The following is a 12,815-nucleotide window of genomic DNA, read 5'->3' as shown; positions in this document are numbered from 1 at the left end:
GCAGTTGGCGCTAAAAGTACCTCGCCCCTTTTGCCCTAACGCTTCGCCCTCGGATCGAGCACATCCCGCAGCCCGTCACCCATCAGATTAAAGCCCAATACGGTCAGCATAATGGATATACCCGGAAAAATAACCGTCCACGGCGCGTTCTGGATATATTGACGCGAATCTGACAACATTTTGCCCCACTCCGGTTCAGGAGGTTGTGCGCCCAAGCCGAGAAATCCAAGCGCCGCTGCTTCAATGATCGCTGTCCCTATCCCCAACGTTCCCTGCACAATGATGGGCGTCAGGCTATTCGGCAAAATATAACGCAGTATAATTCGTGCATTGTTCGCCCCAAGCGCTTTGGCAGACGTAATATATTCCTCCGTTTTGACACTGAGCACCTTGGAGCGAACCAAACGTCCATATGTTGGCACATTCACGATCGCAATGGCGTAAAGCGCATTTTCCAGTGAAGGCCCTAAAATGGCCACAATGGCAATTGCCAGCAAAATCCCCGGAAACGCCAGTAAAATGTCGAACAGCCGCGAAATGACCATATCTGCCCATTTCCCATAAAATCCAGCGATTAGACCTAAAGCTGTCCCGACGATCATTGAACCAATAACGGACAGAAAGCCGACCCACAACGAAATTCGGGCTCCATACAGCGTGCGGCTCAGCAAATCCCGACCGAGATCGTCCGTACCGAACCAATGCTCTGCCGAAGGAGACTGCAAGCGGCTAACCAGGTTTTGCTCTTTATAATCAAAAGGAGCAATCCACGGCGCGATCAAAGCAATGATAACAAAGAAGACAATAATACTCAGACCGACGAACGCCATTTTATTATGCTGAAATGCTCTCCACGCGTCTCTCCAAGGGCCGGACACGACCGACGAATGTGTCAAGTTAGTGCGTGTCTTCGATATGTTGTTGGGTTCCAACGAAAATTGTGACATCGGACAAGCTCCCCCTTGAGCAATTGACGACTTGATTACTGATAATGGATACGTCGGTCAAGAACCGCGTACAGCAAATCGACAATCAGATTGATGATGACGAACAAAAACGCAATGATCAAAATTCCGCTTTGAATGACCGGATAGTCACGCGAACTGATCGCTTCAAAAATGTACCGTCCGATGCCGGGCCATGCAAAAATGGTTTCCGTCAGCACCGCGCCGCCCAGCAGCGAGCCGGTTTGAAGACCGACGACGGTAAGTACGGGGATGGCGGCATTTTTAAGCGCATGCTTGTACACCACTTGAAAAGATGCCAGCCCTTTCGCCCGAGCCGTGCGAATATAGTCCGCATCCATAACCTCCAGCATGCTGGAACGGGTAATACGTGCTATGACCGCCATCGGAATAGTACCCAGTGCGATACTCGGCAGAATCAAATGCTTGATAACGGTCCACACCTGATCCATACGCCCTCCTATGATCGCATCAATAATCGCCAGATGTGTCACGGCCTCTACCGGATCACGAGAATTCATGCGTCCGATGGAAGGTAGCCAATGCAGCTTATTCGCAAATACCCACTGCTCCATCAAGCCCAACCAAAAAATCGGCATCGACACCCCGACAAGCGCTATGACCATACTGACATAGTCGAACCAGGAATTTCGCTTCCAGGCACTCACGATGCCCGCGTTCATCCCGACCACAATGGCAAAAAACATACTTGCCACCGTCAGCTCCAGTGTAGCCGCCAGATAAGGAACCATTTCCCGGGCAATCGGCTGTCTGGTACGAATGGAATCGCCCAAATCTCCATGTGCCAGCTCCCCCAGATAGGCTCCATATTGCTGTAACCATGGCTTATCCAATCCCAGTTGCTCGCGTAGCGCCTGTTTGGACTGCTCTGTAGCCTTGTCTCCCAGTATGGTTTCCGCGGGGTCGCCCGGAATAGCATGAATAATCGAAAACACGATAAGTGTCATGCCCAGCAATACAGGAATCAACACGGCCAGTCTTTTAACAATATATGCATTCATATCCAATTCACCGCCTGCCCTGCGTTTGGGCTATTCAAAATAAATATTACCGAACGACTCACTGCCTGTTGGAGAAGGTACATAGCCTTTGAGGGTTGTTTTTCCTGCCATCACAGGTGTTGTGTGTACCAAAGGAATCCAAGGCGCATCCTTTTTAATGATTTCTTGTGCTTGCTTATACAGCTCAGTACGTTTGTCCTGATCTATTTCTGTTTGAGCTTTTACCAAAACTTTGTGCAGTTCCTCATTCACATAAAAGCTGCGGTTATTGCCTGGAATCGTATCCTTGTCCAGCAGTGTGTACAAGAAGTTATCCGGGTCGCCATTATCCCCGTTCCATCCCAGCATATACAAGTCGTCCTTCTCTCCCCCTTTAAGATCATCCAGATACGTAGCCCATTCCGGGGATTGAATGTTTACTTTGACACCAATTTTTTCAAAATCAGCCTGAATGGCCTCTGCCACCTTTTTGCCGTCAGGCATATACGGACGAGACACAGGCATGGCATAGAAGGTTAACGGCTCAGGAAGTCCGTTAGGAAAACCCGCTTCCGCCAGCAAAGATTTAGCCTTTTCCAAATCATAGGCATAATCCTGAATACTATCGTTATATCCCCATAACGTAGGCGGCATCGGATTGACCGCAGGCTTGGCCTGCCCGGCAAACAATGCATCAATAATGGCCTGCTTGTTCACTGCGTGGTTCAGCGCCTGCCGCACCTTGGGATTATTGAATGTCTTTTTCTTCAAGTTAAAACCAATGTACGCCACGTTAAAGGATGGACGTTCAATTTTCACTAACTCACTGTTACCTTCCAACTGCTTCACATCATCCGGATTCATATCGTCCATCAGATCAATCTCCCCGTTTTGCAAAGCATTAAATCGCGCGGTATTGTCGGGTATGGAACGAACAATGACCTTGGCCAGCTTCGGCTGCCCCTCTTTCCAATAGGTTGGGTTTTTCTCCAACGTGATGGAGTCATTCCGTTTCCATTCCTTAAATACAAACGGCCCTGTACCGACCGGATTGCTTTTGAAATCAGCTTTTTTCTCCTGAACAGCCTTAGGGCTGGCAATCCCAAAGGAAGTCATAGCCAAATTTTGCAGAAAAGGAGCCTGCGGCTTACTCAGCGTAAATTGAACGGTGCTGGCATCTACTGCCTTGACCGATTTGATCACCCGGCTTTCCTCAGAGCCAAACATGGAATCATAGTAATCAAATGAGTCTCCCTCATATTTATATGGACTTTTTGGATCAGCCCAGCGCTCAAAATTGAAAACAACCGCTTCCGCATTAAAGTCAGTTCCGTCATGAAATTTTACGCCCTGACGCAGCTTGAACGTATATATTAAACCGTCTGGTGATACTTCCCAGCTCTCTGCCAATCCCGGCTGTACAATCGTTGTGCCGTCCTTGTACTCCAACAGGGAATCAAATACCTGGTGCCCGATTTTTAGGGATTCGCCATCTGTTACAATGGCAGGGTCCAGCGCCACGGAATCTCCACCGCGCCCATAAATTAGCGTATCCTGCACGCCTTCTCCTGCTCCGCCTGGTGGTTGTCCTGCCTCTGGCTTCGCTCCTTCACCTGATCCTCCACAACCGGAAAGCGCCAGAACAACTCCCAGCGCAAGCACCAGCAGTACGGTCCAGACTTTGTGTTTTGCGTACTTTTTGCTCATGCAGCAAACCCCTTTCACACCTTATATATTGTTAATTCGTTGATACTGGATGGAAGCCAATCACTATGGGCTGGCATGACAAGCTTGTCCTCAAGCTGTAGTCCCAAGTTCCGAGTCCATCAAATGGTGTAATAGCAGGGCAGGTATGTAGATTCTATGGACAGGCTTTTTTTAGGAAAATACGGGTATAGAAACTTTCTTAATCTAGTGGTTGAGTGCTTTAGAGTATAATCAGTAGATGTAATTAAAACGAAGCGGAGTATGTTAGCTCGTGGTGAGAGTGTGACATATACTCACAAGCAGTGAATATTATGTTCAAACAAAGTTGATTAATGGATACTTTACTATAAAATCTGGAAGCAGACAAGGGTGTTTTTCATACATTTTGATATATTTTTATACATCATGTTAATTAATATCACAAACAAGCTTACACAAGCATATTAAAATAAATGCTCCTGCTCGTAATTCTCATTTTCCAGCAGGAGCATGACTTTAGTTCAAAAATGTATCGAGCACCAAACCTACTGCGGCGACTTGAGCTCCTTTGACGATGGAGAAATGATCGCCATATAGCGAAATATTATGGATATGTATGTTCAACCTATTGATCGTATTTTACAATAAGGGCAGGCGGTTGCCTTGAACCGCCTGTCTATTTATATTTCAGGCGTAATGGCTTGGCTCACATGAAATAATTCCTTCCGGGCATAAGATTCGCAAAAGATTATTTGGTTGTTTTAAATACACCCAGACGGTTCAGCACGACCAATAAACGATAAAAATCGTAGCTGCTTGGCAGCTTCGCATCCACAATCGGACTTGCCGGATTAAATGCTACAGCGGCAGCCGTTGCTTCCTTCGCCCATGCCGGAACAGGCATAGACTGGCGGGCCTCCAGTTCAGCTACTCGCTGGTCTACTTTTTTAACATATGCACTCTGTTCATTCAATGTTTGTTTGAGCACATCCTTGCTATTTTCAAGCGCAGCGACCTGCTGCTGCAAGGCCATAAATGCCGCTTTTTCCTCTGCTGTCATCGGCTCATCCTCCTCTTCTCCTGCAAATGCCTGACGTAGCTCGGCCTCTGTGCCGGCATATACATTCAGGTCAACAGGTCCTTGAATTCCATCAACCCGTCCACTATCACTGTATTGCCAAAAATCCCAGCTTTTCCATGCCACGGTATCACTGGGCACCCTCGTGCTATAGCGTGCGATCCACAGCTCATAGCTGCCGAGCGGAGCTTTAAAATGGGCAGCAAAGGCATTGCCCGTATATACCATCGGCTTGCGGCCGCTTACCTGTTCAAACTCCGTTAAAAATGCGAGCGCGACCTCGTGAATCGCGGCTGAGCTAAGCCCGCCCGGATTGTTTTCATAATCCATCACCGCTGGAAAATCCAGCGTTTTGGCACCACCCACCTGATCCAGCACCTCAGCGAAATGCCTTGCTTCCGCTTTTGCTGCGTTGACACTGGTCGCATCTACAAAATGGTAAGCTCCCAGCAGAACCCCGGCTGCTCTCGCCCCTTTTGCATTCGTGATAAACGTCGGATCGACGTAGCGCTGTCCCTGGCTCGCTTTAATAAATACAAAGGATTTGCCATCAGCACGTACACGTTTCCAATCAATCGTTCCCTGGTAACGTGACACATCAATGCCTTCGGCAGCGTTAGAACTGCGATTTTGCATAAGGCGTCCCCTCCTTATCTATTTGTAATCTTGTATCCCGACTATGTCTTGGTTATCCATATGCTTGGACCACTGAAACGGTCCGGGCTTTTCCATCTTTGTGCCGAAAATAGGGCAAAAGCGGATTCCCTTCACCGCAACCCTTGTACTGAGTTACGGATGACACTTTTATGAAGCTTTATTCCCTTTGTCGGAAGGGGCTGTTGGCTTGTTCTCTTTTCCACTCGACTTGGATTCAAAAATGGCCACCGCATTCCGCAAAATATCCGGCATCGGCACCCCCATTCTGCCCACATTTTCAATAATGGACAGCAGCTCATTCGCCAAATAAAAGAAAACGACGGCATCCCGGAAATAATGTGCATCCCCCAGAATACCGTCGATCAGATGAGCCACCGTAATCATCAAAAACACCGTTACCTTGCGAAAAACACCATAATAGCCCTGGCGGCTTTTCAATTGCCCATTAATCCAGGCCGCCGCCCAGCCGGTGAAAAAGTCGATAATGACCATCCATAGCAACAACGTCAGCATCGTCGTCCACCCTCCGAAAAAATAACCGATCAGGGTCCCCGTGGAAAACCCCAGCCAAATCTGATCGATTTTTTCATGCATATTTGTTCCCCCTTTTGAATCAAGGTGTAAAATGAATGCCCTTGGGTTGTCCAAAGGCATAAAAAAACACGCTCTGTCGTAGGCGTGTGAGTTATGCTTGTTCTGTTTTTGCTAAATCCAAATTCTTCTTAACCATGTCTTTCAGCACTATTAGCACACCTCAATCGCACGACGACCAGATAGAATAAGATGAACGAAAGTTAGCGCGAATGCTTTTTTTGATTTTATCGTCCATCGGATTACCTCCTTCAGTGATTATGTCAAAGCAAAAAACTCTTCTTGAAAATTTACTTAACTTCGGTACGCTGTGACATAATGAGCTGAATCAGTCCTGCAATTGTCTCTTTGTTATCCAGATCAGCTTGTTTTAACACCTCAATATCTTCCCGAAGCTTTTCCTCAGCAGATAGCTTAGGCTTAGAAACCGGAATTTTTTCAAACTCATCTGTGTCAGGATGGTATATATTCCCTAACACATCAAACCCATCAACTTCAATCACTTTATCGCCTGCTGGTGCTTCCATGCTCTGTGATACCGCAAAAATTTCATAATCGTTATTATACTGAGCAAAATATTTCATACCAACACCCCCACCTTAATTAAATTCTATGACTTCAAAACTTGCGAAAATATAATTCTCTCCACCTCGTGAGTGAGTAAATTGGACTTGCGTTGAGTTTATAATACTGGCCTTATGAGTACCGTCGTCTCCAAAAGTTGTCAAGTTTAACATTGTTTTTTGAACATTAACAGGAGCAATGTTAACAATACCGTCTGGTACATTACTAGAGATACTAAATCTTTGTATGCTTTTCACAACCCCCATCTCCTTTACATTATTGATAAGTTGCCGTAATTCATCACCAATTGCCTTTACCGCACTTGGTGTAGCTGCTTGATCTGTAGCCGTGCTTCCTGTAGATGTATTAAGCTGTACAATTCCTCTCGACTGTGTTGACGCTGATGGCAAATCCGATGCCGGGTGACTATGCTGCTTTGGAGCTGCGTATTGCTCTGTATACTTCTTGGCATTCCCCTCTGCTGCACTCCATGCCACTTGCTTGGCTGCTGTAACGTGTAGGTCTGTATTGCTGGCGTGACTTTCCAATGCTTCCTTGGAAGCAACACCGTTTCCAGCCGGATCCTTTTTGATGCTTTCCACCTGCGCGGCCAATTCCTGATCGTTCGCATAAAGTGTATCAATCGGTACATTTAGAACGTCCGCATGTCCCTGATCAGTAGTAACAAATCTGCGTGGCTGTTGTATACTCATACTTTTCATCCTCCTTAATAAATGTCATCAATCTCGAAAATAAACTCCATATCACCGTCCTTGACCTTGTTGCTCATCGTACGAACGACCGTCAGCTTACCCGCTGAATCTACCAAAGCAAGCTCATTAATCGTCTCACCCGCCAATTCAGTTTCCGCAAGTGAACAGATATAACGGATTGTCGCAGGGGCAATGAACTCATAGCTGGTAATATCCTTCTGGATCAGTTCCTTTTTCAACGCCTGTTCTGTTCCGTCCAAAGGCAGTGGCTTCCCCGCTTGATCTACACCTCCGCTGCCAAACGCCATTTTTATCACTTTTGTCAACGTTCCTCCCTCAGAACGGGCACGCGCCATTTGTTCTCTTGCGTAAGCAGTCGTAATTGTCAGAACTTGTTCTGCCATGCTTACCATCCTTTCTATTTTCAAATTAAAATTTATTCTTGGCTAATTAGTTCGCAGGGCAGCCATGCCCGTTTCCAAGCTATTTCCAGCGTTGAATGAGCTGCATATATTTTTTAGATGGAAATAACTGTCTCAGTTGAGCTTAATATCTGATTGCCATCCAGCTTCAAACTCCCATCCAACTTCCAATAATGGTCTCGAATCTTCATACTGCCTTCCTGATAATTATTCACATGATGCATGATAGCTAGCTTGATAAGGTTCGAATTCCGTAAACGTTCCCCAGTCCACCCGGACAATGAAGCTACTCCATTCAGCAGCTCAATGCCATCAAAATACCACGGCCTCCCGCCAAAAAAACGAACTCTCGAACGTAATCGAATACGAGGAACTATTTCATTCTTATGAAGAAATGCAAGCCTAGTCTTGTTATTCATATAAAAAGCAAGGTGAGCAGGCTTAATATCCTCTATGATCTTTTTAAAATCAACCATATTTTCAGGGATACGGTTTTCAAAGCTTATACCGAACTTGTACTCGGTCGGTTCAAAATCTACTTGTCCATCGACACCAAATGAGTTCATGATTTTCCGTATTAAATCCCCTGAAAATTTGCCGCTCCCACGGAGTTTAGATTCCACAACGGATCGTCGTTGCTCCAATGGCTTTTCCAAATGAATCGGGATGCCTAGCTCCATCTCCCAACGTTCCAGTGCCCAAGTGGCAGTGCGAACATAAAACTGGGCTAACGTATCATCGAGCGCGAGATATAGAGCATCCAACTCGCTACCCTTAACATCCATATCGACGTGCATGACACGGGATGCTTCGTAATAGGCTGGCAGATAAGAAAATAGCTCCCGGCCTCGTACGTTGCTCATTTGATTTTTTAGATCACTGCCCATTGATAATCACATCCCCAGCTCTGCCGCCTGACCGAAATTGAATCCTTTTAAAAGGATTCATTCTTTCATACATGCTTATTCCTCCTTTGGGTACAAGCTGCTTTTTGCTCTGTTCTCTATACTGTTTTTTTGCGAAAAATAGTGCTATACCATTTAACCGTTTCTCGCTGTGTATTGGAAACCTCCATAGATGACGAATCCTCTACGCTATCCAGTACCAGATCAGAACGATGGGATAAGATCATTTTCATCACCTGTTTACATTGTTTTTCATCTAAAGCGTAGCTTCCAATGATGGTCGCTATATCGCCCTCTCCCTGGTCATAACGGGTGATGCAAGCACGAGCACAAATACGCAATTGAGTCTCTGTTAGAGTTGCCATAGTGATGACTTCACCTCTTTTGTATAAATTTGGTTTCTATATATAGCAATCAGTACACGTTATTTACCTGTATTGCCAAGCAAGAGCTGGGTCAGTGTCACTTCGAGATCGGCAATGCGCTGCTGTAACTGGTCTGCTTCACTTGGCTGCTGTTCCGCTTTTTGTGTCAATTCCTTGATTGCTTCAGCACTTAATCCTTCACTCCAGAATGTTGTTGAGTCTCTTCGTTCTGGAGCCGTAAATGTCGGTGCAGAATATACAGGTTCATCCCCACGTTCGTTTTCCAGCTTGCTTTTCCATTCATCATGCAACTTCTGAAATGCAATGTGAGCTTCCTTGCTGAGTTGCTCATACGCCTTTTTGGCTTCTTTCAGCTTTTCGCCATATTCTGCTTCATAGATGATCCAATCTTGGATGTCAAAATGAGGATGGTATAGGCCCGGTGGCACAGGAATACCTACCGTATAACCAGCGGGGACAGGTTCTGAATTCGCTTCGTCTGTAGTACTCGAACTACCAGAAGTAACTTGATAGGTGTCAAGCTGCTGATCTGTATCAGGTAGTGTGAGCGAAGAATGAATATAAAAAGGGACGACGCCCGAAAAGGCATCGTCCACCAACACGTCCTCCAGATAGAGGCCGTCTGTATTTACTTTAGGTATTAATTTCATATGTTTTCCTCCTTATTGTTCGGCTATGAACGATACCCCGTCCAGCCACACAGCCGTGTATATGGTGTTTTGAACCTGCACAGTGCCGTCTACGTTTATTATGACAGTGGAGTTGTTCGACTCAACTCCTCCGCCTGCGCTAGACCTCACCCTTATCTCTGTTCTGGTGGAGGGCCTGTATCCTTTAGGAAGGGTAAAAGCTATTGTGGCAGGGGCTGTAACTCCTCCTGTGATAGCGTCTCGGAAAAACACTATACCATTGCTCGTTTTAAGGACTCCGAACCTTGAGGAAGACCATCCATTTAGCAATGTTGGTGTAATCCAGGCAGGGTTATCCTTATCAGCTTTTTTGTTCTCCAGCACCGACACCCGCGATGCTGCCTGTTGCACGCCGCCCACCAAATCCGCGAGTAGAGTTTTTTCGTTGATTGCGTATGAGCCTATGATTGGGACTACAGGTGACTGAGCTAGAGTTAAAAATGAAATTGTATAGGTTTTTGTTTTATCGTAATTGGTGGATGGAGTCTCAGCATAAGCCCAATCATATGCAGTAGTAAGTCTCCATTTCGAATCTTTTCGGCCATTAGCATATACTCCTAGTATTTTTCTTGATGGGGTACTCAAATAGCTGGTAACATGCGCTTTAGCCCCAATAAAGGCCGTATTATTATATTCAAAGACTGACGCTCGTTCCCGCAGCACAATCCCCGAACTGACTTCTACCTGATTGTCTCCATCAGTAAGCGTTAGCTGCCCTTCGCTAACAATAGGCTCTACTGTAGGTGTTGCGAGTTGGTAGACAAGCTCGTAAGGCGTCCATTTTGGCGCTAGAGTTGTTGGTAGTGTAGCTGTAGGGTCCGAAAAAGCTCGAGTCACTCCATTAGTACGGCGGCACCAAGCTTTCGACCCGGTGCCATTATACACATTACCTGATGGGGTATCAGGGTTAGCATTTCCGCCATTCATCGATCCATCATACATTATCCAGCCCATAAAATACGCCTTGATCTCATCGGCTGTCGGTGTGTAGTTGTCTCCCCATCCACTGTCTGCACTAGAGATGGATAGACCCACAACACCGGATTCGGGACTAAGATGGGATTGATCCGGCCCACTCAGCGGGAAAACATGTTGAATCAGCTTGCCGTCGAACTTTGTTATCCTCTCACTGTCAACTAATCCATTAGAGACAGGTATCCGAACAACTTTATACCCCGCTGCTGACGTGAAGTAAACCCACGGCAATGAGCCATCCAGTGTCACTCCTTGCCACTTTTTACTTTTGAAATATTGCCCCTCACGTTCAAAGATTGTATCCGCATTCGCTCCCGTAACAGGGTCTGCGTACAGATCTGTTTGCAACGCAATCATAGAATCCTCACGCGGTTTGAAGGGTTTGGCGGTGCTTCCAATGTTGAGCATTGGGGAATAAATTTTACGTTTCGTACCTACAGGCCAACTCCAGGCATCAACGTTAAATTCATTCGTGTATTGTGTAACACCACTAACATTCACACCGATTCGAACAGCAGATGCATCCATTTTTATAACTCGTGATTCACCAGGATTAATAAATATGCCTTGAATACGTGTTCCTGCGGCGTTAAACGCGGATATCCGTACTTTTCCTGTGCTTTCAGCCGGATTAGTAATGGTGTACTCTTTGTTCGGAATTACATCAAGATAAGTAACTGCATATGCATCCGTCCCAATTGCTCCGCTTAAAAGCTCTCCCTCAATAGAATACGGCGAATCAATTGATATTTTATGACCTGTTGTTAACCATTCATAAAATGGCGGTAATAAATTCTCGCCATATCGGATCGCATATGGATTACGTACGGGAGTTACGCTGTCTACGTATGGATATTTCGTAGCAACCTGATCGGCGGTCATACTGGCGAGTGCTGCGTATTCGCCGGTGCTGACTTCGTAAAGGCGGAAGCTATCAACGTTAAAGGCGTTTCCACTTGTGCCCGAGCCTACAGCAGCGACGACGTGAGATTTCGACGTAGCTGTGAACCGTAGGAATGATGTGCCAAATACAGTACCAGTTACATCGTTACCGTTAGCAACACCGTTAACAGATACGTAGGCGCGTGATGTAGACCCATTTTTTAAATCAGCCAAAAGTACATACATTTTTCCAGAAACTGTGTTTACCGCCCTGTTTATATTCCCCGATGCAGCGTTTAGTGAGACTTTAATTGAGTTTGCGCCACTTGTTCTGGTGCCAGTGTCGACTTCTAGTGTACCTGTCACATTCCAGCCTGTCGTAGCTTCACAGTTCCCATCACGTCCCAACAAATTCACCAACGTACGCCCGCTCAGCCCTGTGAGCGAAAAGGGCGCAGCCTTTTCCGCATGAACAATCTGCACCCCGGGTTCCAGCGTTACCGTCTTACGCTCCGTCGTATCCAGACGCTTCTTGATCTCATTCACACCATCATTCACATCACCTGCAAAATTGTCTACAGTGCGCCAGTTTTGATCCAAATACTTCTCCAGATCAAAATACGTGGTTTTGGGCGACGTGCGGTCAATTTGATTCAAGCCAAGATTTGGTGTTTTTTCACTTGCCATGATTATGCGCCACCTCCTAGATATCTATCCTGTGTTGTATGTTCATTTTCATAGAGGGTCATAGACTCGACCTCGGCAATGGTCAGATAGCGTAATTTGTACTCAACCGCCATGTGAGCGGGCTTGATCTCCTCGATAGCTGCTTTAAGATCATCCACATTAGGCGGAAGTCCGATGGTATCGATAAATTTGACCGTGAATCCCCATTCAGCCGGGTGAAAAGTAACATCTACCGTCCCCCCGTCATACGCTTCGGCTACATTTTTGACAAGCTGCCCAGAAAAAGTCCCGGCCCCTCGGAGCTTCGATTCCACCACCGCACGCCGCTGATCCAACGGCTTGCCAAGATCGGTTTCGATGCCCAGCTCCATTTCCCAGCGTTCCAGCCCCCACGTAGCGGTACGTACGAAAAACTGCCCCACCGTTGCATCCATTGCGAGATACAAGGAGTCCAATTCGCTGCCCTTCGCATCCATATCAGAACGCATCACACGCGAGGTTTCATAATAGGCAGGCAAATGAGAAAACAGCTCACGTCCTCGCAAGCTGCTCATTTGATCCTTCATATCCGCTGATACCGCTACCCGGTTGACAAAAGTATTATTATCGTTTGT

At 46.4% G+C, this 12,815-nt stretch carries 13 protein-coding genes; all 13 read right to left on the bottom strand.

The window, feature by feature from the left end; translation table 11 throughout:
• Positions 1-35 precede the first annotated feature (35 nt).
• The 13 genes from nikC to BAZ21_RS07325 all read right to left on the bottom strand — a co-directional run bounded on the left by nikC (position 36) and on the right by BAZ21_RS07325 (position 12,767).
• On the bottom strand, positions 36-947 hold the full coding sequence (nikC, locus tag BAZ21_RS07385) for a nickel transporter permease (protein WP_068498578.1): 912 nt from the start codon (positions 945-947) through the stop codon (positions 36-38).
• A 35-nt stretch (positions 948-982) separates the two neighbouring features.
• Complete coding sequence (locus BAZ21_RS07380) at positions 983-1,987, bottom strand: ABC transporter permease (RefSeq protein WP_068498576.1); 1,005 nt, start codon at positions 1,985-1,987, stop codon at positions 983-985.
• A 30-nt stretch (positions 1,988-2,017) separates the two neighbouring features.
• The gene (locus BAZ21_RS07375) at positions 2,018-3,673 is read right to left on the bottom strand and encodes an ABC transporter substrate-binding protein (protein WP_068498573.1); all 1,656 of its coding nucleotides are present in this window, start codon (positions 3,671-3,673) and stop codon (positions 2,018-2,020) included.
• Between the two features lie 727 nt (positions 3,674-4,400).
• Complete coding sequence (locus BAZ21_RS07370; RefSeq protein ID WP_068498570.1) at positions 4,401-5,366, bottom strand: glycoside hydrolase family 25 protein; 966 nt, start codon at positions 5,364-5,366, stop codon at positions 4,401-4,403.
• A 168-nt stretch (positions 5,367-5,534) separates the two neighbouring features.
• Entirely contained in the window at positions 5,535-5,981 is a 447-nt protein-coding gene (locus BAZ21_RS07365; protein WP_068498568.1) for a phage holin family protein, read from the bottom strand.
• A gap of 287 nt (positions 5,982-6,268) precedes the next feature.
• Positions 6,269-6,562: a hypothetical protein gene (locus BAZ21_RS07360; RefSeq protein ID WP_068498567.1), complete on the bottom strand. Its 294-nt coding sequence runs from the start codon at positions 6,560-6,562 to the stop codon at positions 6,269-6,271.
• Between the two features lie 15 nt (positions 6,563-6,577).
• Positions 6,578-7,255 carry a phage tail protein gene (locus BAZ21_RS29530; RefSeq protein ID WP_256020066.1) on the bottom strand — a complete coding sequence of 226 codons (678 nt, stop codon included), beginning with the start codon at positions 7,253-7,255 and terminating at the stop codon, positions 6,578-6,580.
• A gap of 14 nt (positions 7,256-7,269) precedes the next feature.
• Positions 7,270-7,659: a phage tail-collar fiber domain-containing protein gene (locus tag BAZ21_RS07350; RefSeq protein WP_068498565.1), complete on the bottom strand. Its 390-nt coding sequence runs from the start codon at positions 7,657-7,659 to the stop codon at positions 7,270-7,272.
• Positions 7,660-7,772: 113 nt separating this feature from the next.
• On the bottom strand, positions 7,773-8,564 hold the full coding sequence (locus tag BAZ21_RS07345) for a putative phage tail protein (protein WP_068498564.1): 792 nt from the start codon (positions 8,562-8,564) through the stop codon (positions 7,773-7,775).
• Between the two features lie 116 nt (positions 8,565-8,680).
• Complete coding sequence (locus BAZ21_RS07340; RefSeq protein ID WP_068498562.1) at positions 8,681-8,947, bottom strand: hypothetical protein; 267 nt, start codon at positions 8,945-8,947, stop codon at positions 8,681-8,683.
• Between the two features lie 59 nt (positions 8,948-9,006).
• Complete coding sequence (locus BAZ21_RS07335; protein ID WP_068498560.1) at positions 9,007-9,618, bottom strand: hypothetical protein; 612 nt, start codon at positions 9,616-9,618, stop codon at positions 9,007-9,009.
• A 12-nt stretch (positions 9,619-9,630) separates the two neighbouring features.
• Entirely contained in the window at positions 9,631-12,201 is a 2,571-nt protein-coding gene (locus BAZ21_RS07330; protein WP_068498558.1) for a hypothetical protein, read from the bottom strand.
• Positions 12,202-12,203: 2 nt separating this feature from the next.
• Entirely contained in the window at positions 12,204-12,767 is a 564-nt protein-coding gene (locus BAZ21_RS07325; RefSeq protein ID WP_141694955.1) for a putative phage tail protein, read from the bottom strand.
• Positions 12,768-12,815: the final 48 nt, after the last annotated feature.

Source organism: Paenibacillus kribbensis, assembly GCF_001705305.1.
GTDB lineage: Bacteria > Bacillota > Bacilli > Paenibacillales > Paenibacillaceae > Paenibacillus > Paenibacillus kribbensis_B.
This window is presented reverse-complemented; position numbering and strand designations above follow the sequence as displayed.